The following is a 26,697-nucleotide window of genomic DNA, read 5'->3' as shown; positions in this document are numbered from 1 at the left end:
ACCCTGTCAGTCGCCGGAGAGATGCCGCGCCTGGGCGAGCGTGAACACCCCGAAGCAGGCGAGCCCGATGCCGATCGCACACAGCAGCGCGGGCCCGAAGGGCTGCTGGAGGACCTCCATGAGCGCCTGGTCGAGGCCACCGGACTTCGACGCGTCGTGCGTGACGGCGGCGTAGCCGACGAGGCCGCCGACGATGGCGAACGCGACGCCCCGTGCGGTGTAGCCGATCTTGCCGAAGGCGAGGTAGGCCGTGCCGGACCTGCCGCTGCGGCCCTCGGCGTCGAGCTTCTCGGCGAGCTTGTCGGTCCAGGCGCGGTAGATCTCGACGAGCCCGAAGCCGATGATCCCCAGGGCCACCAGCCCGACGAGGACCTGTCCGGCGGGGGCGCTCATCAGCCGGGCGGTCCACGTCTCCTCCCCCTGGCCGGACGACCCGGAGCCGACCGCGACCTTGACTCCGCTGGCGCCGATGGCGACGTAGACGAGGGCCTTGCCGACCGAGGCCACTCGCTTGCCGGCGCGCGTGGCGCCCTCCTCGTCGCGGTGGCCGACCGCGGCCTCGAGCAGCTGCCAGGCCGCGAGCAGGAAGAGCCCGACGGCGACCACCCAGATCAGCACGTCGCCGAAGGGCTGCTGCGCCAGCTCGCGGAACGCGCCGCTGCTCGACGGCTTGCCCTCGCTGTCGCCGAGGGCGAGCTGGATCGCCAGCCAGGCGATCAGCAGGTAGACGACGGCGTAGGCGACGAGTCCGACGCGTGCGACGTGCTCGATCCAGCCGCTGTCAGGAGAGATCGGCGAGCGCCGACTCGATCGCGCGGTGGAACGTGGGGTAGGCATAGATCATCGTCCTGAGCGTGTCGACCGGGACCTCCGCGTGGACCGCGACGGCCAGGAAGCCGAGGATCTCACCGCCCGCCGGCCCCATCGCGGTCGCGCCGACGAGCACCCCGCGGTCGGCGTCCTCGACGACCTTGATGACGCCGTGCCCACCAGGGCCGTGGGTGAAACCGCGCGACGACTGCTCCAGCCGGGTCAGCCCCGTGCGCACGGACAGTCCGGCGTCGCGGGCCTGCTGCTCGGTCATCCCGACACCCCCGACCTCCGGGTCGGTGAACGTCGTGTGCGGGACCGCGTGGTAGCGCGCCGGGGCGCCCTCCTCCCCCAGCACGTCGCGCAGCGCGACGGCCGACTGGTACATCGAGACGTGGGTGAAGGCGCCCTTGCCGGTGACGTCGCCGATCGCCCACAGCCGCTCCTGGACGCGCAGCCGCTCGTCGGTCTCCAGCACCCGGGTCGCCGGGTCGAGGCCGACGGTCTCGAGCCCGAGGTCGTCGAGGTTCGGGGTCCGGCCCGCGGCCACCAGCAGCTTGTCGGCGCTCAGCTGCTCTCCCGTGTCGAGGTCGAGGGTGAACGAGCCGTCTGCGTACGACGCCCGCCGGGGCTCGACCCCCGTCAGCACCCGGATGCCCTCGGCGGCGAAGGCCTCCGCCACCAGCGCGCTCGCCTCCGGCTCGTCGGCGGCGAGCAGCCGCAGGCCGTGCTGGACGACGGTCACGCGGACGCCGAAGCGCGCGAACACCTGCGCGAGCTCGCAGCCGATCGCTCCGCCGCCCACGATCACGACGGAGCCGGGGAGCTCGGTGGCGCGGACGGCGTCCCGGTTGGTCCAGTACGGCGTGTCCGCGAGCCCGTCGATCGGCGGGATCGCGGGGCGGGTGCCCGGGTTGAGCACCACGCCCCGGCGCGCCGTGAAGGTCTGGAGCTCGCCGGCGACGTCGACCGCCACCCGGCCGACGCCGGTCAGCCGGGCGACGCCGTGGCGGACCGTCGCCCCCGCGTCGAGCAGCCGGTCCCACGCGATCGAGTCGTCCCAGCCGGTGGTCGCCTCCTCGTTGATGCGCCGCGCCACCGCGGACCAGGCCGGGGAGATCGTCGCCTCGCCGGCGACCGCGGCGGCCCGGCGTACCTCCGCGACCACGTCGCTGCCGCGCACCATCATCTTGGTGGGGATGCACCCGTAGTAGGGGCACTCGCCTCCGACGAGGTGCTTCTCGACGGCGACCACGTCGAGCCCGGCCTTCGCGGCGCCGGTGGCGAGCGCCTCACCGCCCGGGCCGGTGCCGATGACGACCAGGTCCACCTCACGCTCAGTCATGGACTCAGCGTAGGGGTCAGGCGAGCGTCGCCTTGTTGCGCTGGACGGCGCCCAGCACGCCGTTGACGAACTGGGGCGACTCGTCGGTCGACAGCTCGGTGACCAGCGTCATCGCCTCGCTGACGGCGACCGCGTCGGGCACGTCGTCGGCGTACAGCAGCTCCCAGACGCCGAGCCGCAGCACGTTGCGGTCGACGGCGGGCATGCGCTGGAGGGTCCAGCCCTCGGCGTACTCCGAGAGCACCTCGTCGATACGGGCCCGGCGCTCCTCCACGCCGCGCACCAGCACGGCGGTGTAGTCGTTGGTGGGGCTCTCACCATCGGCGATCGCGCGCTCGAGCGCGTCGCTCGCCGACTCGCCGCGCACGTCGGCGGCGAAGAGGACGTCGAGCGCGCGCTTGCGCGCCTTGGTGCGAGCGGCCATCAGCCCTTCACGCGGCCCAGGTAGGACGAGTCGCGCGTGTCGACCTTGACCTTCTCACCCTGGTTGATGAACAGCGGGACCTGGATCTCGTGACCGGTCTCCAGCGTCGCGGGCTTGGTGCGGCCGGTGGCGGAGTCACCGGCCAGGCCGGGCTCGGTGAAGGTGATCAGGAGCTCGACCGACGCGGGGAGCTCGATGAAGAGCACGCGACCCTCGTTGGTGGCGACGATCGCGTCCTGGTTCTCGAGCAGGAAGTTCTTCGCGTTGCCGACGATCTCGGGCGCGATCTCGAGCTGCTCGTAGGACTGGACGTCCATGAAGACGTACGACGAGCCGTCGTTGTAGAGGTACTGCATCGTGCGGCGGTCGACCGTGGCGGTGTCGACCTTGGTGCCGGCGTTGAACGTCTTGTCGACGGTCTTGTTGGACTCGACGTTCTTCAGCTTGGTGCGCACGAAGGCGGGTCCCTTGCCCGGCTTCACGTGCTGGAACTCCACGACCGACCAGAGCTGACCGTCGATGTTGAGAACCATGCCGTTCTTGAGGTCGTTCGTGGATGCCATGCGCGCGTGTCAGCCTTCGTACGTCGGGTGGGTTCGTGGGCCAGCCCCCCCGATGGAGGCGCCAACGCACGAGTCTATCGGCAGCGCCGTCGAGCGTTGAATCGGGACTTCTGACGGTTCAATCGGGACTTGATGCCGTCCAGCGAGCAGGAACTCCCGACTCGAGTGGTCAGAACTCCCGACTCGAGTGTCAGGAAGTCCCGACTCAACCGTGGGCGACGACCTCGAGGGCCAGCCGGTAGCCGTCGATGCCGTGGCCGGCGATCACCTCGGTGGCGTACGGCGTGACCACCGACGTGTGCCGGAACTCCTCCGGCCGCTGGTGCGGGTCGGAGATGTGCACCTCGACCAGCGGGGCGACCAGCTGACCGCAGGCGTCGAAGATCGCGTACGAGTAGTGGGTCCAGGCGCCGGCGTTGAGCACGACCGGCGTGGCGTCGTCGGCGGCGGCGTTGAGCCAGTCGAGCATCTCGCCCTCGTGGTTGGTCTGTCGCACCTCGACCTCGAGGCCGAGCTCGCGGCCCCAGCCGACGCAGAGGTCCGCGAGCTCGTCGTGCGTGGTGCTGCCGTAGATCTCCGGCTGGCGGCGGCCGAGCCGCCCGAGGTTGGGTCCGTTGAGGACCAGGACGCTCCTGGTCTCCGTCATGACGACCCTCCGATCGCGGCGTAGGCGGCGCGCAGCAGGTCCTCGTCCGGTCCGGCGAGGACGGCGGGACGGGCGAGGTCGTGCAGCACCACCAGTCGCAGCAGGGTGCCGCGCGCCTTCTTGTCGACCTTCATGGCGGCGAGCAGCGTCTCGAACGGCGCGCCGTCGTACGTCGTCGGCAGCCCCACCCGCCCGAAGGCCGCGCGGTGCCGCGCGACCACGTCGGGCGCCAGCAGGCCGGCACGACCGGCGACCTCAGCGACGAAGACGCAGCCGATCGCGACGGCCTCGCCGTGCCGGACCCGGTAGTCCTCGGTGCGCTCGATCGCGTGGGCCAGGGTGTGGCCGTAGTTGAGCACCTCGCGGCCGGGATGCCCGTGGGCACCCCCGGTCTCCCTCAGGTCGGCGGCGACGACCTCGGCCTTGACGCGGATCGCACGCTCGACGAGCTCCCGCAGCTGCGTGGACCGGGCGGCCAGGTCCGCCGGGTCGGTGGACTCCACGACGTCGAGGATCACCGGGTCGGCGATGAAGCCGCACTTGACGACCTCGCCGAGGCCCGCGACCAGCTCCTCCCTCGGCAGGCTCGCGAGCGTCGCCAGGTCGCAGAGCACGCCGGCTGGCTCGTGGAAGGAGCCGACGAGGTTCTTGCCGGCGCCGGTGTCGATGCCGGTCTTGCCACCCACCGCCGCGTCGACCATCCCCAGCAGCGAGGTCGGCACGTGCACGACCCGCACGCCGCGCAGCCAGGTGGCCGCCACGAAGCCGCCCAGGTCGGTCGTCGCTCCCCCGCCGTAGGTGACCACTGCGTCCGACCGCGTGAAGCCGGCCGCGCCGAGCGCCTCCCAGCAGGCCGCCGCCGTCGCGGCCGTCTTCGCCGCCTCGCCGTCGGGCACCGGCAGGTCGAGCACGTCGTACGTCGCGGCCAGGGAGCCGGCCACCTCGCTCGCGTCCAGGCGCTCGGAGTGCACGACCGCCACCCGGGTGACGCCCGCGCCGAGCAGGCCCGGCAGCCGGTCGAGCACGCCGTGGCCGACCACGACGTCGTACGGCTCGGGCCCGGCGACGGGGATGACGGTCGCGCTCACGGGCGGGCCGCCAGGGCGGTGACGATCTCGTCCGCGATCTCCTGCGGCGGCCGGCCGTCGGTGTCGACCACGAGCGTGGCCAGCGACTCGTAGACCGGGGTGCGCTCGTCGAGGAGGGCCTTGATGCGGCCGCGGACGTTGCCGAGCAGCAGGGGGCGCGACGTGCCGAGCCCGACGCGCTTCACGGCGTCGGCGAGCCCGACGCGGAGGAAGACGACGTCGTGTCCGGCGAGCAGCTCGCGGGTGCCGGCGTCGAGCACGGCGCCGCCGCCGAGCGCGACCACGCCGTCGTGGGTGGCGATCGCCTCCGCCACGGCGGCGCGCTCGAGGGCGCGGAACGCCGCCTCGCCGTCGTCGACGAAGATCTCGGAGACGCTGCGACCCGCGGTCTCCTCGACGTCGTGGTCGGTGTCGCGCACCGACGTGACGAGGCGCTCGGCGAGCAGGCCGGCGACCGTGGTCTTGCCCGCCCCCATCGGGCCGATGAGCACGATCATCGGTAGCGCAGCGTGTCGAGGTAGGACTCGGCGTTGCGCCGGGTCTCCTGCACGGAGTCGCCGCCGAACTTCTCCAGCACGGCCTCGGCCAGCACCAGCGCGACCATCGCCTCCGCGACGATGCCCGCGGCCGGGACCGCGCAGACGTCGGAGCGCTGGTGGTGGGCGACGGTCTCCTCGCCGGTCGCGACGTCGACGGTGCGCAGCGCGCGCGGCACGGTGGCGATCGGCTTCATCGCGGCCCGGACGCGGAGGATCTCCCCGGTGGTCATGCCGCCCTCGGTGCCGCCGGAGCGGCCGCTCACGCGCCGGATGCCCTCCGGCGTCGGCACGATCTCGTCGTGCGCGAGGGACCCCGGGGTCGCGGCGAGCTCGAAGCCGTCACCGACCTCGACTCCCTTGATCGCCTGGATGCCCATCAGCGCGCCGGCGAGGCGGGCGTCGAGGCGGCGGTCCCAGTGCACGTGCGACCCGAGGCCGGGCGGCAGGCCGTGCACGACGACCTCGACGACCCCGCCGAGCGTGTCGCCGTCCTTGTGGGCCTGGTCGATGCGCTCGACCATCAGCTTGCTGGTGTCGGGGTCGAGGCAGCGCACCGGGTCGTCGTCGAGCCGCGCGACGTCGTCGGGCCGGGGCCAGCTGCCGGCGGGCGCCCGGACTCCGCCGAGCTCGATGACGTGGGATACGACGCGGGCGCCGACCGCCTGCTCGAGGAAGTTCGACGCCACCCGGCCGAGGGCGACCCGGGCCGCGGTCTCGCGCGCCGAGGCGCGCTCGAGGATCGGGCGCGCGTCGTCGAAGGCGTACTTCTGCATGCCGACCAGGTCGGCGTGACCCGGCCGCGGGCGGGTGAGCGGCGCGTTGCGGGCCAGCGCCTCGAGCTCGACGGGGTCGACCGGGTCGGCCGACATCACCCTCTCCCACTTCGGCCACTCGGTGTTGCCGACCTCGACGGCGACCGGCCCGCCCTGGGTCGCACCGTGGCGGACGCCGCCGACGAGGGTGACCTCGTCCTGCTCGAACTTCATCCGCGCGCCGCGGCCGTAGCCCAGCCGCCGCCGCGCGAGGGCGTCGGCGATGTCGTCGGAGGTCACCCGGACGTGGGCGGGCAGCCCCTCCAGGATCGCGACCAGGGAGGGGCCGTGGGACTCGCCCGCGGTCAGCCAGCGCAGCATGGGGTCAGTGTTTCACGGTCGGTACGACGCGACGCCCCGGTCACCCGGAGACGAGACTCGACCAGACGTAGCCGCCGACGGCCACCCCGACCAGCGCGCCGCCGAGCAGGAACGGCCCGAAGGGCAGCGCCGTGCGCAGCGCCCCGCGGTCGCGACGGACGACCGCCCGGACCAGACCGAGCAGCGCGAAGACGACGAACGCTGCGTACACGCCCACCAGGAGCTCGAGCCTGCCGAGGTAGCCGAGAGCGAAGCCGACCAGCGCGGAGAGCCGCACGTCGCCGTAGCCCATCCCCGCCGGGTGGAGCCACCAGAGCGCGTGGAAGCACGCGAACAGGACGACGCCGCAGATCGCCGCCCGGACGACGGCGTCGAGGTCGTCGTCGAGCAGCGCGGCGACCAGCGCGAGGACCGCCGTGACCGCCAGCGCCGGCCAGATGACCCTCGTCGGCAGCAGGTGCGTGTGCAGGTCGACGATCCCGAGCGCGACGGCGACCGGCACCAGCGGCAGCAGGTAGAGCAGCGGCCACGACATCCCCACGGACGCGCCCACGACGGCACCGCAGACGGCGGCGACGACGACGGCCCTTCGGGCCAGGCCCGGACGGGTGGCCACCGGTGCGTAGCGGGGCGGGTCGCCGGGCTCGGCGGACGCGGGCTCCGGGATCCGCGAGATCAGGGTCGGCACACCGAGCGCGCCCACGCCGCAGGCGGCCGCGCCGAGCCCGGCCGCCGCCAGGTCACTGCTCACGGGTGGTGCCTGGCCCGGAGCTCGGTCTCACCGGCCGTCCGCATCTCCTCGAGCGGCGCGGGGACGCCGGTGAACATCTCGAACTGGAGCACCGCCTGGTGCACGAGCAGGTCGAGTCCGGAGACCAGCACGCGGCCGTCCGCCGACGCCGCGAGCGGGGTCGGCCACGGGTCGTAGAGCGCCTCGAAGACGACCGGCGCCTCCGCGACCCGGGCGACCAGGTCGGCGCTCTGGGCCTCGGAGGGGATCGTGGAGACGACGACCTCGCCGTCGACGACACCGTCGGCGAGCGCGCCGACCTCCACCGTCGGCGCAGCGGGATGGGCGGCCACCGCCGCGGCGGTGGCGGCGGCACGGTCGGCGGACCGCGCGAGGAGCCGCACCCTCCGCGCACCGAGGTCGCACATCGCCAGTCCGGTCGACGCCGCCGTCGCCCCGCCGCCCAGCACGGTGACCGCGGAGACCGGGCCGTCGTACCGCTCCCTGACGGCGGCGGCCGCGCCGGGCAGGTCGGTGTTGTCGGCCAGCACCGGCCTGCCCTGCTCGAGCAGCAGCGTGTTGGCGCCACCCGCGAGCCGGGCCCGGTCGGCCACGCGCGGCGCGAGGTCGAGCGCGAGTCGCTTGAGCGGCATCGTCAGCGACAGTCCGCGCCACTGCGCACCGAGGCCGTCGACGTACGCCGCGAGCGCGGCCTCGCCGACCTGCACGGAGTCGTAGCTGACGTCGGTGAGCCCCGCGGCGGCGTACCCGGCGCGGTGCAGGACCGGCGACAGCGAGTGGGCGATCGGATCGCCCAGGACGGCACAGCGCATGGGTCGCCCGCTCAGCAGGCTTCCGAGGTCTCGCAGTACTGCAGGAACTCGGCCTTGTACTCGTTGAACTCGTCGAGCGTGGTGGCGAACTTCGTCTCGCCGGTCTTGAGGTTGACCGTCACCCAGTAGTACCAGGGGCCCTCGGCGGGGTTGAGGGCCGCGTTGATGGCGTCGTCGCCGGGAGCCTCGATCGGGCCCGGGGGCAGCCCCGGGTAGAGGCGGGTGTTGTACGGCGAGTCGACCGCGAGGTCCTCCTCGGTCAGCGCGACGCCGAGGTTGCGTCCGAGCGCGTAGTTGACGGTCGCGTCGATCTGCAGCAGCCCGTTGGTCTCGGTGTTGTCGGGCTGGAGCCGGTTGTAGATGGCGCGGGCGATCTTCGGCATGTCGTCGCCGCGCCCCTCGGCCTCGACGAGGCTGGCGACCGTCATCAGCTCCTGCGGCGTGTAGCCGAGGTCGGCGGCCGCCGCCTCGAGGTCGGCGTCCTCCGCCGCCTGCCTCCACCGGTCGACCATGTCGGTCAGCATCGACTCGGGAGTGGCGTCGGGACCGAAGTCGTAGGTCGCCGGGAAGAGGTAGCCCTCGGGATTGCCGTCCGCGTAGTCGGGCAGTCCGAGCTTGTCGGGCTTGTCGAGGACCTTCTCGAAGTCCTTCTTCGAGTAGTCGGTCTGCTCGGCGAGGATCTTGACCATGTCGACGACCCGCAGGCCCTCGGGGAACGTGACGGTGTCCTTCACCATGTTCGAGGGGTCGACGAGGACGTCCACGACGTCGGCGGCGGCCATCTCCTTCTTGAGCGGGAAGTAGCCGGCCTGGATGCCGTTGGACTCCGGGTCGGCGTTGGCGGCGTCGATGAAGGCCTCGACCGAGGCGACCACGCCGTCGCTCTTGAGGTTGCGGCCCATGACTGCGGCCGTGTCGCCGCTGTGCACCTGGAACGTGACGTTGCCGTGGCCCGGACCCGGGTAGTCGTCCGCGGAGGAGAACTGGTCGCCGATCTTGTCGATCCCCCAGGTGACGACGAAGTAGAAGCCGCCGACGATGACGGCCAGCGCGACGATGACGGCGAGGCAGCCCGGGACGCTGCGTCGCTTGCGCGAGCGTCGACGGCCGGGCTCGTACGGCGTGCCGTCGTCCGACGACCCGTCGATGAGCGGAGCGGACCCCTGGTCCGCGTCGTACTCGTCCGTCATGAAGTCTCCTCGAGCGTCTCCCCCGGCGCGTCCCCCGTCGCGCGCTCGGCGTCCAGTGCGTGCTGCAGGATGAGGACGGCGGCAGCCTGGTCGACGACGGCTCGCCGCTTGCCCCCCTTGCGGCCCTGGTCGCGCAGCATAGCCTCCGCGGAAAGCGTGGTCATGCGCTCGTCGACCAGTCGCACCGGCACGGGCGCGACCCTCCGGGCCAGTGCGGCCGCGAACTCCCGCACCTTCCGGGCGGCCGGCCCCTCGCCCCCGGAGAGCGACCGGGGCAGGCCGACCACCACCTCCACGACCGTGGACTCCTCCTGCTCGGCGGCGAGGATCCGCGCGATCCGGGCGAGGTCGCCCTTGCCGCGGCGCACGGTCTCGACGGGGGTGGCGAGGAACCCGGACGGGTCGCTGCGCGCGACCCCGATGCGGGCGTCCCCGGGGTCGATGCCGAGGCGTACGCCGTGGCGCATGGCGACCGGGTCCGTCAGCCGGCCGCGACGCGGCCGACCTCGGCGGTCACGACCGCCATGGCCTCGTCGAGGCGGGAGGCGTCGGTGCCCCCGCCCTGCGCCACGTCGGCCTTGCCGCCGCCCTTGCCGCCGACCAGCGGCCCCACCGCGCGCACCAGGTCGTTGGCGCTCAGGCCGCGGGCCCGGGCCTCGTCGTTGAGAGCGGCGACCACCGAGACCTTGCCGTCGAGTGCACCGATCACCACGACGACGCCCGGCTCACCCTGCGGCAGCCGGCCGCGGACGTCGAGGGCGAGCGTGCGCACGTCGCCCCCGCCCGCACCGTCGGCCCGGTGGGCGACCAGGTTGACCGGCCCGACCTTCGCCGCGCCGGCGGCGAGCGCGCCACCGGCGGCCAGCAGCTGCCCGACGCGGACCTTCTCGATCTCCTTCTCGGCGGCACGCAGCTTCTCGACGATGTCGTTGACGCGCTCGGGCAGCTGCTCCGGGCGCACCTTGAGCACCTCGGAGAGCTGGTTGACCAGCACGTGCTCGCGGGCGAGGAAGCGGTAGGCGTCGCTGCCGACCAGCGCCTCGACCCGGCGTACGCCGGAGCCGATCGACGACTCGCCGAGCAGCTTGATGACGCCGAGCTTGCCCGAGCTGCCGGCGTGCGTGCCACCACAGAGCTCGCGCGCCCAGTCACCGACCGAGACGACCCGCACGCGGTCGCCGTACTTCTCGCCGAAGAGCGCCATCGCGCCCGACCTCACCGCCTCGGCCTGGCTCATGACCTCGGCCTCGACCGCGAGGTCCTCGAGCACGACCTCGTTGACGCGCGCCTCGACGTCGGCCATCACCGACGCGGGGACGGCACCGGTCGCGGAGAAGTCGAAGCGGAAGCGTCCCGGGGAGTTCTCCGAGCCGGCCTGGGTGGCGGTCTCGCCGAGCGCTTCGCGGAAGGCCTTGTGCACCATGTGGGTCGCGGTGTGCGAGCGCGAGATCGATCGGCGCCGCTCGAGGTCGACGAGCGCGTGCGCACCGAGCCCGGCGCTCACCTCGCCGTCGAGGACCCTGGCCTTGTGCACGATCAGGCCGGTCACCGGCGACTGCACGTCGTGCACCTCGAGCCGCGCGCCGTTGGCGAGCTCGATGACGCCCTGGTCGGCGAGTTGGCCGCCGCCCTCGGCGTAGAAGGGCGTGCGGTCGAGGACCAGCTCGATCTCGTCGCCGGGGCCGGCCGACGCCACCACGCCGCCCGAGGAGACGATGCCGCGCACGGTGCCCTCGTCGACCGTCAGGTCGTAGCCGGTGAACTCCACGGCGCGGCCCATCGAGTCGGCGACCTCGCGGTACGCCGTGGCGTCGCGGTGCTGGCCCTTCTTCGAGCGCGCATCGTCCTTGGCGCGCTGCCGCTGCTCGTTCATGAGCCGGCGGAAGCCCTCCTCGTCGACGGAGAGCCCCTGCTCCGACGCCATCTCGAGGGTCAGGTCGATCGGGAACCCGTAGGTGTCGTGCAGCGCGAACGCCCGGTCGCCCGAGAGCTGGGTGCCACCGGACTGCTTCACCTCGGTGGTGGCGAGGTCGAAGATCTGGGTGCCGGCGCGCAGCGTCTGCCGGAAGGCTTGCTCCTCGGCGTAGGCGACGGTCGAGATCCGCTCCCAGTCCTGGTGCAGCTGGGTGTAGGTCTCGCCCATCTTGTCGCGGCTGATCGGCAGCAGCTCGGGCAGCGCGGGGTCGTCGTACCCGAGCAGACGCACGGAGCGGACCGCGCGGCGCAGCAGCCGGCGCAGCACGTAGCCGCGCGCCTCGTTGCCGGGGGTGACGCCGTCGGCGATCAGCATCATCGAGCTGCGGACGTGGTCGGCGACCACGCGGAACCGGACGTCGTCCTCGGGGTCGGCGCCGTAGCGGCGGCCGGTGAGCGCCATCGCTCGCTCGATGACCGGGAACATCACGTCGATCTCGTACATGTTGTCGACGTCCTGGAGCATGAACGCCACGCGCTCGAGGCCCATGCCGGTGTCGATGTTGCGCTTGGGCAGCGAGCCCGCGATGTCGAAGTCCTCCTTGGACCGCACCGCGGACAGCTCGTCCTGCATGAAGACGAGGTTCCAGAACTCCAGGTAGCGGTCCTCGGCGGAGAAGTCGCCGTCGGGGCCGTACGCCGGCCCGCGGTCGATAAGGATCTCCGAGCACGGGCCCCCCGGCCCGGGGACGCCCATCGACCAGTAGTTCTCCTTGGGGCCGAGGCGGATGATCCGCTCGTCCGGCAGCCCGGTGATCCTCCTCCAGAGGCCGAGCGCCTCGTCGTCGCCGTCGAGGATCGAGGGGTAGAGCCGGCTCTCCTCGAAGCCGAAGCCGCCGTCCGCGATCGGCTTGGTGACGAGCTCCCAGGCGAGCTCGATGGCGCCCTGCTTGAAGTAGTCGCCGAAGGAGAAGTTGCCGCACATCTCGAAGAACGTGCCGTGCCGGGTGGTCTTGCCGACATCCTCGATGTCGGGGGTGCGCACGCACTTCTGCACACTGGTGGCGCGCGGGTAGGGCGGCTTCTCCTGTCCGAGGAAGTAGGGCTTGAACGGCACCATGCCGGCGTTGACGAAGAGCAGGTTCGGGTCGTCGAGCAGCAGCGAGGCGGACGGCACCGGCGTGTGTCCGTGCGACTCGAAGTGAGCCACGAACCGGCGGCGGATCTCCGCGGTCTCCATCAGTTGCTGCCTTCCTGTCCATCGGTGGTCGAGCCCGTCGGGACCGGACCGGCCGCCTTGTGACGACCGCCGGTGAGCTCGGGGGTTCCATGAGGCACGAGCCCGAGCCGCTCGCGCAACTCCGATTCCTTCTCGGCCTGCCCCTGCGCGACCTCGTCGCGCAGCATCCGGGCCCCCACCTCGAGGGCGCCGAGGCGGTCCTTGAGGCCGTCGACGGTGAACGCCTCGGCCGCGCGCCTGCCCCGGACCATCGCGTAGATGGCGGTGCCGGCTCCGGCCGCGAACCAGAGCCCGCGCCTCATGCCGGGGTCCCCGCGAAAGTGTGGACTGGAGGAGCGGAGCGGGGGAAGTCCGCAGTTTCGTGGGGTGAGCTCATGCCGCCGAGCCCTCCCCGTCGAGGCCGGCCCGCTGGCGGGCCTCCCACTCGCGGCGGGCCTCCCGGGTGTCGACCTTGCGCTGCTTGCGGGCGCGGCGGACCTCGCGCCTCATCTCGAAGCGGATCCGGTTGCGGGTCTCGGCGTCGAGCGCGCGGCGTACGCCATGGGCGAGACCGGCGGCCTTCACGACGGTCTCGCGCAGCACGAGGTCGGCGAAGAGCGCGCCGCCGACCTGCGTCGTCGGCTCCGACTCCGGTTCCGGTTCACCGAGGTTCGTGATCACGAACTCGGATTGGGACGACGAGCGTGGCGCCGGCCGCGAGATCCGCCGCTCGAGCTCGTCGAGCTGGGCTCGCAGCACGGCGGTCTCGGCGCGCGCGGCCGCGACCTCGCGCTCGGTGCGGGACCGGGCGCGCACCAGCGCGACACCGAGTGCCAGGGCGGTCAGCGCAAGGAGCCCCGCCGCCGTGGGCACGATCCAGTCCTGCATGGTCCCCGACCCTATCGCGCGTCACGGCAAAGGCTGACCCGCCCGAAACTTCACGCCGACCCGCCCGAAAGTTTCGGGCGGGTCAGCCTCGCTCGCCGCGGATCAGGCGCCGCACCCGCTCCCAGCGCTCCTTGATCGCGGCCTCGGCGCCCAGGGACGTCGGCCGGTAGTACTCGCGGTCGAGCACCGCGTCGGGCGCGTACTGCTGCTCGGCGATGCCGAAGGGCTCGTCGTGGCTGTACTTGTAGGTCGCGCCGTGGCCGACCTTCTTCGCTCCCGCGTAGTGGGCGTCGCGCAGGTGCGGCGGCACCTGCCCGATCCTGCCGGCGCGCACGTCGGCGAGCGCGGCGCCGATCGCGGTCGTCACGGCGTTCGACTTCGGCGCGACCGCGAGGGCGATGGTCGCGTGCGCGAGGGTGAGCTGGGCCTCCGGCATGCCGATCAGCTGCACGGTCTGGGCGGCGGCGACCGCGGTCTGCAGCGCCGTCGGGTCGGCGAGCCCGACGTCCTCCGAGGCGAGGATCATCAGCCGCCGCGCGATGAAGCGGGGGTCCTCCCCCGCCTCGATCATCCGGGCCAGGTAGTGCAGCGCGGCGTCGGCGTCGGAGCCGCGGACGGACTTGATGAAGGCGCTGACGACGTCGTAGTGCTGGTCGCCCTGGCGGTCGTAGCGCACGGCCGCACGGTCGACGGCGGTCTCGGCCGTGGCCAGGTCGACCCGGTCCAGCCCCTGCGCCACGGCCGCGCCGGACGCCGCCTCCAGGTAGGTCAGCGACCGGCGGGCGTCGCCCCCGGCCAGCCGGACGAGGTGCTCGAGCGCCTCCTCCTCGACCTTGACCGCGCCGGCCAGGCCACGCTCGTCGCCGATCGCCTGCTCCAGCACGGCGCGGACGCCGTCGTCGGTCAGCGACTCGAGGCGGAGCAACAGGCTGCGCGACAGCAGCGGCGAGATGACGCTGAAGAACGGGTTCTCCGTGGTCGCGGCGATCAGCGTGACCCAGCGGTTCTCGACGCCCGGGAGCAGCGCGTCCTGCTGCGCCTTCGAGAAGCGGTGGACCTCGTCGACGAAGAGGACCGTCTCGCGACCGCCGGCGACGAGCTCGGCGCGGGCCGCGTCGATCGCGGCCCGCACCTCCTTCACGCCGGCGGAGACCGCGGAGACCTCCACGAAGCGACGGTCGGTCTGCCGGCTGACGATGGACGCGATCGTCGTCTTCCCGGTGCCCGGCGGCCCCCAGAGGAGCAGCGACATCGGCTGGTCGCCCTCGACCAGCCGCCGCAGCGGCGAGCCGGGGGCCCGCAGCTGCTCCTGGCCGACGAGCTCGTCGAGGGTGCGCGGACGCATGCGTACGGCGAGTGGCGCCGACGCGTGCGTGTTCGCGTTCAGGGAGCCGCCGCCCCCGGGCCGGGAGCCGGCGCCGGGGGCGGCGAAGAGTCCCTCGTCCACGTGCTCAGCCTACGAGGTGGACGGACAGGTCAGGCGCTGGCCATCGTCTTGCGCTCGAGGTCGTACCACGTGTCCGAGTAGCCCGGCTCGTTGGCGGCCAGCGGCGACGGCGTGGCACCCGGGTCCGGGGCACCGGTGTCGTCGACGCCCAGCAGCGGCGCCGTCACCGGCCGGTCCGGGTGCTTGCCGAGCTCGCCCGCGAAGTGACAGGCCACCTTGTGGCGCTGGCCGATCTGGAGCAGCGGGGGCTCCACGCGGGCGCAGATCTCCTGGGCGATCGGGCAGCGGGTGCGGAACCGGCAACCCGAGGGCGGGTTGATCGGGCTGGGCACGTCGCCCTCGAGGCGGATCCGCTCGCGGCGACCCCCGACCGCGGCCTGCTTGACGTCGGGCACGGCCGACAGCAGGGCCTGGGTGTAGGGGTGGTTCGGCCGGTTGTAGAGCGTCTCGCGGTCCGCGATCTCGACGATCTTGCCGAGGTACATGACCGCGATCTCGGGGCAGAAGTGCCGGACCACGGCGAGGTCGTGCGCGACGAAGAGGAACGCGATGTTGAACTCGCGCTGGACGTCCTGGAGCAGGTTGATGACCTGCGCCTGGATGGACACGTCCAGCGCGGAGACGGGCTCGTCGGCGACGAGGACCTTGGGCTGCAGCGTGAGCGCTCGGGCGATGCCGATGCGCTGGCGCTGGCCGCCGGAGAACTCGTGCGGGTAGCGGTTGTAGTGCTCGGGGTTGAGGCCGACGATGTCCAGCAGCTCCTGGACGCGCGGCAGGATCTTGTCCCTGGGCACGACCTTGTGGATCGCGAGCGGTGCGCCGATGATCGAGCCCACCGAGTGCCGCGGGTTCAGCGACGTGTAGGGGTCCTGGAAGATCATCTGGATCTCGCGCCGCAGCGGCTTGAGCTGCCGGGCGCTGGTCTTCGAGATGTCCCGACCGTCGAAGTTGATGGTGCCGCCGGTGGGCTGGTAGAGCCGCGTGATCAGCCGACCGGTCGTCGACTTGCCACAGCCCGACTCACCCACGAGACCGAGCGAGCCGCCCTCGGGCACCTGGAACGACACGCCGTCGACGGCCTGGACCTGCCCGATCGTGCGCCGGATGATGCCCGAGGACTTCACGGGGAAGTACATCTTGAGGTCGCGGACCTCGAGGATGGGCTTCGCGTTCGGGTCCGCCACCGAGGCGGCGTGCGCCTCGAGCGGCGCCACGTAGTCGATCTCGTCACTGTCGACCGGGTCCTCGCCCCGCGGCCGAGGGTCGTCGTTCGGCATGCCCGCGCTCACGGGCAGCTCGTCGCTCGTGCGGTCGCTCATGAGTGGCTCTCCTCGACGAGGTCCGGCGCGATCTCCGGCAGGACCTCGCGCTCGTAGACGGCGTCGGGGTCGGTGAGGTGGCACCGCTTGAGGTGGGTCTCGGTCCGGGTCCCGGGCGCCAGCTCGGGCAGCGTGGTGAAGCACAGGTCGCCGGGCACCTTGTCGCGGTGCGGGCAGCGCGGGTGGAACGCGCAGCCGGAGGGCGGGTTGAGCAGCGACGGCGGGTTGCCCGGGATCGGGATCAGCCGCGCGTCGGTGTCGCCGCTGACGTCGGGCACGCTGGAGAGCAGGCCCCAGGTGTAGGGCATCTCGGGGTGGGTGAGGATCTCGTTGCCCGAGCCGTACTCGACGGCTCGGCCGGCGTACATCACCAGCACCTCGTCGGCCATCTCCGCGATGACGCCGAGGTCGTGGGTGATGATGATGACCGCGGACTCGAACTCCTTCTGGAGATCCTGGAGCAGGTCGAGGATCTGCGCCTGGACGGTGACGTCGAGTGCGGTGGTCGGCTCGTCGGCGATGAGCAGGCTCGGGTTGTTGATCAGCCCCATCGCGATCATGGCGCGCTGCCGCATGCCGCCGGAGAACTGGTGCGGGTAGTCGTCCACGCGCCGGTCGGGCTGCGGGATGCCGACCCGGTCGAGCATCTCGACGGCGCGGGCCTTCGCGGCCCTCTTGCTGACGTCGTGGTGGACGCGGTAGGCCTCGGCGATCTGGTTGCCGACCGAGTAGTAGGGGTGCATCGCCGAGAGCGGGTCCTGGAAGATCATCGCGACGTCCTTGCCGCGACGCCGCCGCATCTGCTCGTCGGAGAGCGTGAGCAGGTCGGTGCCGTCGAGCAGGATCTCGCCGCTGACCTTGGCGCTCGTCTTGCGGTGCAGGCCCAGGATCGCCGAGCTCGAGACCGACTTGCCGGAGCCCGACTCGCCCACGATGCCGAGGGTCCGGCCCTTCTCGAGCTCGAAGGACAGGCCGTCGGTCGCCTTGACGACGCCGTCGACCGTCGGGAAGTGGACCTTGAGGTCACGGACAGAAAGAAATGCCACTGCAGGATCCCCCTCAGCCCACGCGCACGCGCGGGTCGATCACGGCGTAGAGCATGTCGACGATGATGTTGGCCAGGATCACGAACGTGCCGAGCAGCAGCACGAGGCCGATGATCGTCGGGAGATCGTTCGTGGTGTTGGCGTCGTAGGCGAGCTTGCCCAGGCCGTTGTAGTTGAAGACCGTCTCGGTGATGATCGCGCCGCCCATCAGGCCGGCGAAGTCCAGTCCGATCAGCGTCACGAGCGGGGTCAGGGCCGCGCGCATCGTGTGCTTGACGAGCACCTTGTTCTGGCGTAGGCCCTTGGCGCGCGCCGTGCGCACGTAGTCCTCGGTCATCGACTCCAGCACGAAGGCGCGGGTCATCCGCACGTAGCCGGCCATGTAGAGCATCGCGAGCGTGACCGCCGGCAGCAGCAACGACGACAGCCAGCCGCCGATCCCACCCTCGGCGATCGTGGTGTAGACCGGGACGTCGACCAGCTCCCACTTGATCGCGATGAACTTCAGCAGGAAGAGGCCGATGAAGAAGGAGGGGAACGCGTAGAGGACCAGCGCCGCCGCGACGATCCCGCGGTCGACGATCGTGCCTCTTCGTATGGCGGCCATCACCCCCAGCAGGACGCCGAAGAAGAGCCAGAGCACGACGGCCGCGACCGAGATCGAGAGCGAGACCGGGAAGGCCTCCTTGATCTCCTCGTTGACCGTCTTGGTGTTGACGACGGAGTAGCCGAAGCACGGGGCCGGGCAGTGCGTGACGAGCTCGGGCGCGGCCGCGCGGAGCTCCGGGTCGTCGGGGTAGTCGCGCCCCTGGACGATGCCCTTGAGGAAGTCGGTCCACTGCACGATGACGGGCTTGTCGTAGCCGAGCGCGTTGCGGGTCTGCTCGCGCAGCTCCGGCGAGCAGTTCTTCCCGCACGCGTAGCGCGCCGGGTCGATCGGCGACGCGAAGAACAGGACGAACGTCACCAGGCTCATCGCGATCAGCATGATCACGCCGACGAACAGGCGTCGGACCACGTAGGCGTACATCGGGGACCACCTCGGACTGGTCGAGAACTGGCGGGTGCGACAGGGCCGGCACTGTGGTGCTGGACCCAGCATGCACCCTGGGCGGTGTGGCGGGTGAGGGAACCCTCGACGAGGACCCCCACCCCGAGGCCGGGCGGCCGCATCGTGTGCGACCGCCCGGCGAGGTGTTGCGGGTTCTACTCGTGGATCAGGACTCCACGCCGATGGCACCCAGGTCCGGGTACATCGAGCTGGCCGGCGTGGTGGTGAAGCCGGTCACCTTGGAGCCGTAGAGGAAGTAGAACTGCGCGATCTCCAGCGGGATGTAGGCGACATCCTGGCCGAGCACGATGTCGGCCTCCTGGAGGGCGGCGGTCTGGTCCTCGAGCGTGCCGGCCTCCTGGGCCTGGTCGACGAGCGAGTTGAACTCGTCGCTCTTGTAGGCGCCGTAGTCCTGACCGTCGGAGTTCTGGGTCAGGTTGATCCGGCTGTCGAACAGCGGCGGGGTCACGGTGATGGCGGAGGGCCAGTCGGCACCCCAGCCGCCCCAGATCACGTCGCTCTCCTTGTTGGGCTTCTGGATGACGTCGTAGTAGGTGTCACCCAGGCCGTCGAGGGTCACGTCGAAGCCGGCGGCGTCCCAGGTCTCCTTCAGCGCGGCGGCCTGCTTGTCAGCGGTCTCCGAGCTCGGGTAGGTGAAGGTGATCGGGAACGGCGTCTGGACTCCGGCCTCCTCGAGGAGCGCCTTCGCGGCCTCCGGGTCGCCCTCCTGGGGGCCCGAGAACGCCGGGTTGTCCTGGTAGCCGACCACGGCCGGGTTCACGATGGACTCGGCGGGGGCGTAGGCCTTCTCGCCACCACCGGCGTTGATCCAGGCCTCCGCGTTGGTCGCGACCTTGAGGGCCTCACGGACCTTCGGGTCGGTCATGTTGCGGAAGTTCGGCACCAGGTAGTCGACGTACGGCGACGCCTGGAGCGACGAGCGGTCGGCGACCGCACCCTCGATCTGGTTGTAGTACGCCGGCGGGACCCGCTGGCCGGTGACGGCCGTCTGCGCGTCGCCCGAGTCGGCGATCAGCTGGTCGTAGATCGTCTCGGTGGTCTGACCGATGTTGAAGACGATCGACTCCGGCAGCGCCCGGCGGATGTTGTCCGGGTCGTCGGTGGCCGGGTCGTAGTTCTCGTTGCGGACCAGCGTCGCGCCCTTGTTCTTCGACCAGGTGCCCTCGAGCTTGTAGGGACCGTTGGAGAAGATCTGGAAGTTGGACTTGTCGCCCTGGTCCTTGTCCTGGCGGTACGGGTCCATCATGTGCAGACCCGCGACGGCCAGCGGGAAGTCCGGCCACGGCTTCTTGAAGTTGTACGTGATGGTGTTGCCGTCGCAGGTGATGGCCTTGTCGAACAGCTCCTGGCCGTCACCCTTGTAGGGACCGTTGTAGGCCGGCAGGCCGGTCTTCTCGTCGGTCGGGATGTCCAGGTAGCTCAGCAGGTAGTTCGGGCCACCGGTGATGACGTCCGTGGCGAACACACGCGAGGCGCCGTACTTGAAGTCCTCGCACGTGATCGGCTGGCCGTCCTCCCACTTCACGCCGTCCTTGACCGTGAAGGACCAGACCTTGCCGCCCTGCTCGGAGGTGCCGGTGTCCGTCGCCAGGTCGGGGACCGGCGTGTTGGAGACCTCGGGGTCGGTGGAGATCGGGAACGTCACCAGCTGGCGGTAGACCGTCCGGCTGAAGTTGGTGATGTCGCGACCCACGTAGATGCGCTGCGGGTCCACGTGCTCGATCGGGGCGTAGATGAGGTAGTTGAGCGTGCCACCAGCCTCACCCGTCGCCGCCGCGTCGCCGGTGGGGTTGTCGCTGCTCTCGCCGCCGTCGTCGCCGCCACACGCCGCCAGCCCGGCAGCGAGAGCGATCGCAGCGGAGGCAGCGAGCACCCGCTTTCGATACTTGAACATTACTTCTCCTTGAGTGTGTGTCGCGCCTGGAGCGGCGGCACCTTCGGCGACTCCGTGCCGCCGAGATCGTGGGGGGTGGGACGCGACCTCACCGGTGCGTCTTCGGGTCGAGAGCGTCGCGCAGGCCGTCGCCGAGCAGGTTGAAGCTCACGACGATGATCATGATCAGGAAGGCCGGGGTGAAGAAGAAGATGAAGTCGGCCGACGAGTAGTTGATCGAGCTGCGCAGGACGTTGCCCAGCGTCGGGGTCGGCGGCTTGATGCCGACGTTGAGGTAGCTCAGCGCCGCCTCGGCCGAGATGTAGGCGGGCATGGTCAGCGTGAACACGACCAGGATCGGCGCCCACAGGTTCGGCAGTATCTCCTTGAAGTAGATCCGCCGGCGCGAGGCGCCGAGCAGCACCGCGGCGTCGACGAACTCCCGCTCACGCACCGACAACACCTGGCCGCGGATGATGCGCGCGACGCCGGGCCACCCGAAGAGGGCGAGCACGAAGACGACGTACGCGCCGTTGGGCAGCGGGTCCGAGAAGGTGCCTGGGAGGATGTCGGCCATCAGCTGGATGCCGATGCTCGAGAGGGCCAGCAGCATCAGCGTCGACGGGAACGACAGCGTCAGGTCGATCGCGCGGCCGATGGTCGCGTCGACCCAGCCGCCGCTGAAGCCGGCGATGATGCCGAGCACGGCGCCGAAGACGATCGCGAGGATCGTCGCCGTCAGCGCGATCGCCAGCGAGAAGGTCAGGCCGTACCAGACCCGCGACAGCACGTCGCGGCCCGTCTGCGGCTCGACACCGAGCGGGTGCTCCCAGCTGATGCCACCGAGCTTGCCGATCGGCAGGCCGCCGGTCGACGGGTCGGTCAGCTCCTGGTTGAAGCTCGTCGGGTCGAGCACCCCGAACTTGACCAGGAACGGCGCCGACAACGCCGCGAGGATGTAGAGCGCGACGACCACGAACGCCACCATCGACAGCTTGTCGCGGCGGAAGCGACCGAGCGCGAGCCGGGTGGGTGACTTGCCGGCCAGCTTCGAGACATCACCTTCGGGGGCGCCGGAGGGGTCCGGCAGCTGCTCGCTCTCCAGGTTGGAGGCCTGAACGGTCATGGCACCTCTGTCTTCTCGGTTGAGCCCGGCGTCGGGCGTGGCACCCGGATTGCGAGTGGTCCGCTGGTCGACGACCGCAGCGACTCTATGTGACGCACACGCATCATCGGGTCTTCGGCGTGTAACGATCTGGTCTCGACGCGTTCACCTGGCGTATTCGCCGGAAGGGCGGTCTCGCGCGACACCCTGCGCCCTCACGGCACCCCGGCCGCGCTCCTTCCGTCGCCTCGCCGACTCCGCGACAGAACCTGCAGGTCGCGGTCCGGCGGCCCGGTGGCGGGAGCGACGCAGGCCACTTCCGGACGCCCGTCATCCGTGATGCGTCCGTTACCCGGACTGCTCCTCGGTGGCGGGTACGGCGTCGACGCCCGCCTCCTTGCGCTGCTCCGGCGTGATCGGCGCCGGCGCGGCCGTGAGCGGGTCGAACCCGCCGCCGGACTTCGGGAACGCGATCACGTCGCGGATCGACTCGCTGCGCGAGAGCAGCGCGACGATCCGGTCCCAGCCGAAGGCGATGCCACCGTGCGGCGGGGCGCCGTACTTGAACGCCTCGAGGAGGAAGCCGAACTTCTCCTGCGCCTCGGCCTCGTCGATGCCCATGATCGCGAACACGCGCGTCTGGACGTCGTCGCGGTGGATACGGATCGACCCGCCGCCGATCTCGTTGCCGTTGCAGACGATGTCGTAGGCCCACGCCAGGGCGTTGCCCGGGTCGCCGTCGAACGTCTCCAGGTCCTGCGGCGAGGTGAAGGCGTGGTGCACGGCGGTCCACGCGCCGCCGCCGACCGCGACGTCACCCGCGGCCGTGGCCTCGTCGGCGGGCTCGAAGAGCGGCGCGTCGACGACCCACAGGAAGCTCCACGCGTCCTCGTCGACCAGGCCGCAGCGACGGCCGATCTCCAGGCGCGCCGCGCCGAGCAGCGCGCGGCTGGCCTTGACCGGGCCGGCCGCGAAGAAGATGCAGTCTCCCGGCCGGGCACCCACGTGCGCCGCCAGTCCGGCCTTCTCCTCGTCGGTGATGTTCTTGGCGACCGGGCCGCCGAGCTCCCCGTCCTCCTGCACGAGCACGTAGGCGAGGCCCTTGGCGCCGCGCTGCTTGGCCCACTCCTGCCAGGCGTCGAGCTGCTTGCGGGGCTGGCTCGCTCCCCCGGGCATCACCACGGCGCCGACGTAGGGCGCCTGGAAGACGCGGAACGGCGTGTCCGCGAAGTACTCGGTGCACTCGACGAGCTCCTGGCCCATCCGCAGGTCGGGCTTGTCGGAGCCGTAGCGGGCCATCGCCTCGGCGTACGTCATCCGCGGCAGCGGCACGGGTACGTCGTGGCCGATCAGCTGCCACAGCGCGACCAGAACCCGCTCGGCGACGGCGATGACGTCGTCCTGCTCCACGAAGCTCATCTCGATGTCGAGCTGGGTGAACTCCGGCTGCCGGTCGGCGCGGAAGTCCTCGTCGCGGTAGCAGCGCGCGATCTGGTAGTAGCGCTCCATGCCGGCGACCATGAGCAGCTGCTTGAACAGCTGCGGGCTCTGCGGGAGGGCGTACCAGCTGCCGGGCTGGAGGCGGGCGGGCACGAGGAAGTCGCGGGCGCCCTCCGGCGTCGACCGGGTGAGCGTCGGTGTCTCGATCTCGACGAACCCGTCCCGGTCGAGCACGTCGCGCGCGGCCTTGTTGACCTTGCTGCGCAACCGGATCGCGTCGCCGGGGCCGCGACGGCGCAGGTCGAGGTAGCGGTGCCGCAGGCGCGCCTCCTCCCCGACGTCCACGTGGTCGCTGATGGGGAACGGCAGCGGCGCGGCCGCGCTGAGGACCTCGACGTCGCTGGCGACCACCTCGATCTCGCCGGTCGCGAGGTTGGGGTTCTCGTTGCCCTCCTTGCGCCGGGTGACCTCGCCGGTGACCTTGAGGCAGTACTCGGCGCGCAGGTGGTGGGCGACGGCCTCGTCGCGGATCACGACCTGGACGACGCCACTCGCCTCACGAAGGTCGATGAACGCGACTCCTCCGTGGTCGCGCCGGTTGGCCACCCACCCCGCGAGGGTGACGGTCTGGCCGACGTGGTCGGCGCGGAGCGCGCCGGCGTCCTGGGTGCGGATCACTGCTCTGTCTCCTTGATCGTGACCTGCGGTCGCAGGTCCTCTGCGGGCGGCGTCCAGGCGGCGGGATCCGCCGCGGCCTGCTCCCCCGTCCGGATGTCCTTGACCTCGTCGCCGTCCGCGCCCGGGAACCACACGAAGGGGATGCCCCGGCGCTCGGCGTACCGGATCTGCTTGCCGAACTTCTGCGCGCTCGCCGCGACCTCGCAGGGGATGCCCCGCGCGCGCAGGGCGTCGGCGACCGCGAGGCTGGCGCCGCGGGACTCCTCGTCGACGACGGCGACCAGCACGGCGCTCGGCACCGGCCGGCTCCCGGCGAGCACGCCGTCGGCGAGCAGCGGGATCAGGGTGCGGGAGACGCCGAACGAGACGCCGACGCCGGGGTAGGTCGTGCGCCCGTCGGACGCGAGGGCGTCGTACCGCCCTCCTCCGCCGACGGACTTCAGGCGCTCGTAGCCCTCCATGAAGATCTCGACCACGGTGCCGGTGTAGTAGTCCAGGCCTCGCGCGATGCGCAGGTTGGCCTCGACCGTCACGTGGCGGTGCCCGCCGGCCGCGCAGCCCTCGACGACCGCGGCGAGCTCGGCGAGGCCCTCCTCGAGGAGCTCGTCCTCGACGCCGAGCGCGCGCACCTGCTCGACGAACGAGGTGTCGGGGACCCGGATCGTCGCGAGCTCGAGGCAGCGCTGCGCCTGCACCGGCGTCGCGCCGGCGTCGTCGACCAGCAGCTCGGCGACCCGCTCGGCGGGCAGCTTGTCGAGCTTGTCGATCGTGCGGATCGCCGCGGTGACGTCGGGGACGCCGAGACCGCGGTAGAAGCCCTGGATCAGCTTGCGGTTGTTGAACTGGAAGCTCACCGGCGGGATGGGCAGCGCGTCGAGGGCGTCGACCATCACGCGCATCACCTCGACGTCGTGGTGGAACGGCAGCACGTCCCTGCCGACGATGTCGACGTCGGCCTGGGTGAACTGCCGGAAGCGTCCCTCCTGCGGGCGCTCCCCCCGCCACGCGGGCTGGACCTGGAAGCGCCGGAACGGGAACTCCAGGTGGCCGGCGTGCTCGAGCACGTAGCGGGCGAACGGCACGGTGAGGTCGAAGTGCAGCCCGAGCACCCGGTCGTCGGCGGCGTCGCCCTCGTCGTCACCGGCCTGGAGGCGGCGCAGGACGTAGATCTCCTTGTCGATCTCGCCGCCCTTGGCGAGCCGGTCCAGCGGCTCCACGACCCGGGTCTCGATGTTGGCGAAGCCGTGCAGCTCGAAGGTCTGCGACAGCGAGGCGATCACCTCGCGCTCGACCACGCGGGCGGCAGGAAGCAGCTCGGGGAACCCGCTCAGCGGGGTGGGCCTGGGCATCTCAGAGGTCCTGGAGGAACGGGTTGGTCACGCGCTCCCGGCCGATCGACGTCTGCTCGCCGTGGCCCGGGAGCACGACGACGTCGTCGGCGAGGGGAAGCACCTTGCTCTTGAGACTCTGCAGCATCGTCGGGTGGTCGCCGCCCGGCAGGTCGGTGCGGCCGATCGACCCGGCGAAGAGCAGGTCGCCCGAGAACATGACCTCGGAGACGTCCTCCTGCGCGTACGGCGTCCGGAAGGTCACCGATCCGCCGGTGTGCCCGGGGGTGTGGTCGACGACGAAGCGCAGACCGGCAAGCTCCAGCGCCTGGGCGTCCTCGAGCTCCTGGACGTCGTCGGGCTCGGCCCACCGGCTCGGCCCACCCAGCAGCAACTCGGCGGACTCCGGGGACAGCCCGGCCAGCGGGTCGGTGAGCAGGTGCCGGTCGGAGGGGTGGATCCACGCGGTCGCGTCGTACGCGCCGGCGACCGGGGCGACGCACCACATGTGGTCGACGTGGCCGTGGGTCACCAGCACGGCGACCGGCTTGAGCCGGTGCTCGCGGACGACCTCGGCGACGCCGGCCGCGGCGTCCTTGCCCGGGTCGATCACCACGCACTCGGCGCCGGGTCCGGTCGCGGCGACGTAGCAGTTGGTGCCCCAGGGACCTGCGGGGAAGCCGGCGATCAACACCCCGGCAGACTATCGAGCCGTCCCGCGCCACGCCGCACCGGTGGTGGGCGACCGGTCAGGGCAGCGGCCGGGCTTGACTAGCATGGAGCCGTGATCAGTCACCAGTGGGGTCGAGTCGACGACGACGGGACCGTGTACGTGAAGACCGCCGACGGCGAGCGCTCCGTGGGGCAGTACCCCGAGGGCTCGCCCGAGGAGGCGCTCGGGTTCTTCACCGAGCGGTACGACGCACTGGCGTTCGAGGTCGAGCTCCTGGAGAAGCGGGTGGCCAGCGGGGTGATGTCGCCCGAGGAGGCCGCCACGTCGGTGCGCACCGTCCACGACCAGGTCGCGACGGCCAACGCGGTGGGTGACCTGGCGGCGCTGACCGCCCGGCTGGACGCGCTGGCGCCCCTGCTCGAGCGGCAGCGTGAGGCACGCAAGGCCGAGCGCGCCCGGCGCTCCGCCGAGGCCCGCGCGGGCAAGGAGCGGATCGTCGCCGAGGCCGAGGCCCTCGCCGAGGGCTCCGACTGGCGGCACGGTGCCAACCGGATGCGCGAGCTGCTCGACGAGTGGAAGGCGCTCCCCCGCATCGACCGCTCCTCCGACGACGCGCTGTGGCGGCGCTTCTCGACAGCGCGCACGGCGTACACGCGGCGGCGCAAGGGACACTTCGCCGAGCAGCACGAGAAGCGGGACGCGGCCCGCGCCGTCAAGGAGCGGCTCGCGGACGAGGCGGAGTCGATGGCGACGTCGACCGACTTCGGGGCGACCGCCGCTCGCTACCGCGACCTGATGCGGCAGTGGAAGGCCGCCGGTCCCGCGCCGCGCGACGTCGACGAGGCGCTGTGGAAGCGCTTCCGCGGCGCCCAGGACACCTTCTTCGGCGCCCGCGACGCCGCGGCGGCGGAGCAGGACAAGCAGTTCGCGGCCAACGCGGAGGTCAAGGACGCGCTGCTGGTCGAGGCCGAGGCGCTGCTCCCCGCGCTGCAGTCCGAGGGCGACCTCGACGCCGTCAAGCGCGCCTTCCGCGACCTCGCCGACCGCTGGGACGCCGCCGGGAAGGTGCCCCGCGACCGGATGAAGGATCTCGAGGCGCGCTTCCGCCGCGTCGAGCAGGAGATCCGCGGCGTCGAGGACGAGCAGTGGCGGCGCTCCGACCCGGAGAAGTCCGCACGCGCCGACGACATGGTCACCAAGCTCGAGTCCGCCATCGCCCAGCTCGAGGCCGACCTCGACAACGCCCGGGCCGGCGGCGACGAGAAGCGGATCAAGGAGCTCGAGGAGAACCTCGCCTCCCGCCGCTCCTTCCTCGAGATGGCCAGGCGCGCCTCGGCTGACTACTCCGGCTGAGGGGTTGAGTCGGGACTTCTCGACGGTTGAGTCGGGAGTTC

General features: G+C 71.7%; 25 protein-coding genes. 1 reads left to right on the top strand and 24 read right to left on the bottom strand.

Features of this window, described 5'->3' with window-relative positions; genetic code table 11:
• Positions 1-6 precede the first annotated feature (6 nt).
• The 24 genes from PZ894_RS18735 to PZ894_RS18620 form a co-directional block, all read right to left on the bottom strand.
• Complete coding sequence (locus PZ894_RS18735; RefSeq protein ID WP_275747135.1) at positions 7-837, bottom strand: DUF1206 domain-containing protein; 831 nt, start codon at positions 835-837, stop codon at positions 7-9.
• Positions 782-2,155, bottom strand: coding sequence for an NAD(P)/FAD-dependent oxidoreductase (locus PZ894_RS18730; protein ID WP_275747134.1), 1,374 nt, complete (start codon positions 2,153-2,155; stop codon positions 782-784). Before PZ894_RS18730 ends, PZ894_RS18735 begins: the two co-directional genes overlap by 56 nt.
• 16 nt (positions 2,156-2,171) lie before the next feature.
• Positions 2,172-2,579, bottom strand: coding sequence for a transcription antitermination factor NusB (gene nusB, locus PZ894_RS18725; protein WP_275747133.1), 408 nt, complete (start codon positions 2,577-2,579; stop codon positions 2,172-2,174).
• Complete coding sequence (efp, locus tag PZ894_RS18720; protein WP_275747131.1) at positions 2,579-3,142, bottom strand: elongation factor P; 564 nt, start codon at positions 3,140-3,142, stop codon at positions 2,579-2,581. Before efp ends, nusB begins: the two co-directional genes overlap by 1 nt.
• Positions 3,143-3,347: 205 nt before the next feature.
• Complete coding sequence (locus PZ894_RS18715) at positions 3,348-3,788, bottom strand: type II 3-dehydroquinate dehydratase (RefSeq protein WP_275747129.1); 441 nt, start codon at positions 3,786-3,788, stop codon at positions 3,348-3,350.
• Positions 3,785-4,876, bottom strand: coding sequence for a 3-dehydroquinate synthase (gene aroB / locus PZ894_RS18710; RefSeq protein ID WP_275747128.1), 1,092 nt, complete (start codon positions 4,874-4,876; stop codon positions 3,785-3,787). Before aroB ends, PZ894_RS18715 begins: the two co-directional genes overlap by 4 nt.
• Positions 4,873-5,373: a shikimate kinase gene (locus tag PZ894_RS18705; RefSeq protein WP_275747126.1), complete on the bottom strand. Its 501-nt coding sequence runs from the start codon at positions 5,371-5,373 to the stop codon at positions 4,873-4,875. The genes aroB and PZ894_RS18705 overlap by 4 nt, the downstream gene beginning before the upstream one ends.
• Positions 5,370-6,548, bottom strand: coding sequence for a chorismate synthase (gene aroC / locus PZ894_RS18700; protein ID WP_275747124.1), 1,179 nt, complete (start codon positions 6,546-6,548; stop codon positions 5,370-5,372). The genes PZ894_RS18705 and aroC overlap by 4 nt, the downstream gene beginning before the upstream one ends.
• A 40-nt stretch (positions 6,549-6,588) precedes the next feature.
• Entirely contained in the window at positions 6,589-7,299 is a 711-nt protein-coding gene (locus tag PZ894_RS18695) for an A24 family peptidase (protein ID WP_275747122.1), read from the bottom strand.
• Positions 7,296-8,111, bottom strand: coding sequence for a shikimate dehydrogenase (locus PZ894_RS18690; RefSeq protein WP_275747120.1), 816 nt, complete (start codon positions 8,109-8,111; stop codon positions 7,296-7,298). Before PZ894_RS18690 ends, PZ894_RS18695 begins: the two co-directional genes overlap by 4 nt.
• A gap of 11 nt (positions 8,112-8,122) precedes the next feature.
• The gene (mltG, locus tag PZ894_RS18685) at positions 8,123-9,301 is read right to left on the bottom strand and encodes an endolytic transglycosylase MltG (RefSeq protein WP_275747118.1); all 1,179 of its coding nucleotides are present in this window, start codon (positions 9,299-9,301) and stop codon (positions 8,123-8,125) included.
• Positions 9,298-9,768, bottom strand: a complete 471-nt coding sequence (gene ruvX, locus PZ894_RS18680; RefSeq protein WP_275747116.1) for a Holliday junction resolvase RuvX — start codon at positions 9,766-9,768, stop codon at positions 9,298-9,300. The genes mltG and ruvX overlap by 4 nt, the downstream gene beginning before the upstream one ends.
• 14 nt (positions 9,769-9,782) lie before the next feature.
• A complete protein-coding gene (gene alaS / locus PZ894_RS18675; RefSeq protein WP_275747114.1) occupies positions 9,783-12,455 on the bottom strand; it encodes an alanine--tRNA ligase in 2,673 nt (890 codons plus the stop codon).
• Complete coding sequence (locus PZ894_RS18670) at positions 12,455-12,757, bottom strand: DUF6167 family protein (RefSeq protein ID WP_275747113.1); 303 nt, start codon at positions 12,755-12,757, stop codon at positions 12,455-12,457. The genes alaS and PZ894_RS18670 overlap by 1 nt, the downstream gene beginning before the upstream one ends.
• Before the next feature lie 70 nt (positions 12,758-12,827).
• On the bottom strand, positions 12,828-13,322 hold the full coding sequence (locus PZ894_RS18665) for a hypothetical protein (RefSeq protein WP_275747112.1): 495 nt from the start codon (positions 13,320-13,322) through the stop codon (positions 12,828-12,830).
• Positions 13,323-13,404: 82 nt separating this feature from the next.
• Positions 13,405-14,769, bottom strand: coding sequence for a replication-associated recombination protein A (locus PZ894_RS18660; protein ID WP_275747111.1), 1,365 nt, complete (start codon positions 14,767-14,769; stop codon positions 13,405-13,407).
• Between the two features lie 29 nt (positions 14,770-14,798).
• Positions 14,799-16,088, bottom strand: coding sequence for a dipeptide ABC transporter ATP-binding protein (locus PZ894_RS18655; RefSeq protein ID WP_275747108.1), 1,290 nt, complete (start codon positions 16,086-16,088; stop codon positions 14,799-14,801).
• Positions 16,085-17,134 carry an ABC transporter ATP-binding protein gene (locus tag PZ894_RS18650; protein ID WP_275747107.1) on the bottom strand — a complete coding sequence of 350 codons (1,050 nt, stop codon included), beginning with the start codon at positions 17,132-17,134 and terminating at the stop codon, positions 16,085-16,087. The genes PZ894_RS18655 and PZ894_RS18650 overlap by 4 nt, the downstream gene beginning before the upstream one ends.
• Positions 17,135-17,147: 13 nt before the next feature.
• Positions 17,148-18,164, bottom strand: a complete 1,017-nt coding sequence (locus tag PZ894_RS18645; protein ID WP_275747106.1) for an ABC transporter permease — start codon at positions 18,162-18,164, stop codon at positions 17,148-17,150.
• A gap of 187 nt (positions 18,165-18,351) precedes the next feature.
• Positions 18,352-20,100 (bottom strand): ABC transporter substrate-binding protein, encoded by a 1,749-nt coding sequence (locus PZ894_RS18640; protein ID WP_275747104.1) that lies wholly within the window; start codon positions 20,098-20,100, stop codon positions 18,352-18,354.
• Positions 20,101-20,188: 88 nt separating this feature from the next.
• Positions 20,189-21,205, bottom strand: a complete 1,017-nt coding sequence (locus tag PZ894_RS18635; protein ID WP_275747102.1) for an ABC transporter permease — start codon at positions 21,203-21,205, stop codon at positions 20,189-20,191.
• A gap of 327 nt (positions 21,206-21,532) precedes the next feature.
• On the bottom strand, positions 21,533-23,302 hold the full coding sequence (aspS, locus tag PZ894_RS18630) for an aspartate--tRNA ligase (RefSeq protein ID WP_275747100.1): 1,770 nt from the start codon (positions 23,300-23,302) through the stop codon (positions 21,533-21,535).
• The gene (gene hisS, locus PZ894_RS18625; RefSeq protein WP_275747098.1) at positions 23,299-24,651 is read right to left on the bottom strand and encodes a histidine--tRNA ligase; all 1,353 of its coding nucleotides are present in this window, start codon (positions 24,649-24,651) and stop codon (positions 23,299-23,301) included. The genes aspS and hisS overlap by 4 nt, the downstream gene beginning before the upstream one ends.
• 1 nt (position 24,652) lies before the next feature.
• Positions 24,653-25,324 (bottom strand): MBL fold metallo-hydrolase, encoded by a 672-nt coding sequence (locus tag PZ894_RS18620; RefSeq protein ID WP_275747096.1) that lies wholly within the window; start codon positions 25,322-25,324, stop codon positions 24,653-24,655.
• Positions 25,325-25,414: 90 nt separating this feature from the next.
• Here PZ894_RS18620 and PZ894_RS18615 point away from each other — a divergent pair, with 90 nt between their 5' ends.
• A complete protein-coding gene (locus PZ894_RS18615; RefSeq protein ID WP_275747094.1) occupies positions 25,415-26,656 on the top strand; it encodes a DUF349 domain-containing protein in 1,242 nt (413 codons plus the stop codon).
• Positions 26,657-26,697 lie beyond the last annotated feature (41 nt).

Origin of the sequence: Nocardioides sp. YIM 152315 (genome assembly GCF_029210375.1) — a bacterium.
Taxonomy (GTDB): Bacteria; Actinomycetota; Actinomycetes; order Propionibacteriales; family Nocardioidaceae; genus Nocardioides.
The sequence above is the reverse complement of the archived record's forward strand: the minus strand, read 5'-3'. Positions and strand labels throughout refer to the sequence as shown.

Excerpts from the sequence above, each read along its gene's own strand:
- ruvX (WP_275747116.1), bottom strand. The coding sequence starts at position 9,768 with ATGCGCCACGGCGTACGCCTCGGCATCGACCCCGGGGACGCCCGCATC.
- PZ894_RS18730 (WP_275747134.1), bottom strand. The coding sequence starts at position 2,155 with ATGACTGAGCGTGAGGTGGACCTGGTCGTCATCGGCACCGGCCCGGGC.
- PZ894_RS18715 (WP_275747129.1), bottom strand. The coding sequence starts at position 3,788 with ATGACGGAGACCAGGAGCGTCCTGGTCCTCAACGGACCCAACCTCGGG.
- mltG (WP_275747118.1), bottom strand. The coding sequence starts at position 9,301 with ATGACGGACGAGTACGACGCGGACCAGGGGTCCGCTCCGCTCATCGAC.
- nusB (WP_275747133.1), bottom strand. The coding sequence starts at position 2,579 with ATGGCCGCTCGCACCAAGGCGCGCAAGCGCGCGCTCGACGTCCTCTTC.
- PZ894_RS18670 (WP_275747113.1), bottom strand. The coding sequence starts at position 12,757 with ATGAGGCGCGGGCTCTGGTTCGCGGCCGGAGCCGGCACCGCCATCTAC.
- PZ894_RS18735 (WP_275747135.1), bottom strand. The coding sequence starts at position 837 with ATGCCTACCCCACGTTCCACCGCGCGATCGAGTCGGCGCTCGCCGATC.
- PZ894_RS18705 (WP_275747126.1), bottom strand. The coding sequence starts at position 5,373 with ATGATCGTGCTCATCGGCCCGATGGGGGCGGGCAAGACCACGGTCGCC.
- PZ894_RS18655 (WP_275747108.1), bottom strand. The coding sequence starts at position 16,088 with ATGAGCGACCGCACGAGCGACGAGCTGCCCGTGAGCGCGGGCATGCCG.
- efp (WP_275747131.1), bottom strand. The coding sequence starts at position 3,142 with ATGGCATCCACGAACGACCTCAAGAACGGCATGGTTCTCAACATCGAC.
- PZ894_RS18640 (WP_275747104.1), bottom strand. The coding sequence starts at position 20,100 with ATGTTCAAGTATCGAAAGCGGGTGCTCGCTGCCTCCGCTGCGATCGCT.
- PZ894_RS18690 (WP_275747120.1), bottom strand. The coding sequence starts at position 8,111 with ATGCGCTGTGCCGTCCTGGGCGATCCGATCGCCCACTCGCTGTCGCCG.
- aroC (WP_275747124.1), bottom strand. The coding sequence starts at position 6,548 with ATGCTGCGCTGGCTGACCGCGGGCGAGTCCCACGGCCCCTCCCTGGTC.
- hisS (WP_275747098.1), bottom strand. The coding sequence starts at position 24,651 with ATGCCCAGGCCCACCCCGCTGAGCGGGTTCCCCGAGCTGCTTCCTGCC.
- PZ894_RS18635 (WP_275747102.1), bottom strand. The coding sequence starts at position 21,205 with ATGACCGTTCAGGCCTCCAACCTGGAGAGCGAGCAGCTGCCGGACCCC.
- alaS (WP_275747114.1), bottom strand. The coding sequence starts at position 12,455 with ATGGAGACCGCGGAGATCCGCCGCCGGTTCGTGGCTCACTTCGAGTCG.
- PZ894_RS18665 (WP_275747112.1), bottom strand. The coding sequence starts at position 13,322 with ATGCAGGACTGGATCGTGCCCACGGCGGCGGGGCTCCTTGCGCTGACC.
- PZ894_RS18645 (WP_275747106.1), bottom strand. The coding sequence starts at position 18,164 with ATGTACGCCTACGTGGTCCGACGCCTGTTCGTCGGCGTGATCATGCTG.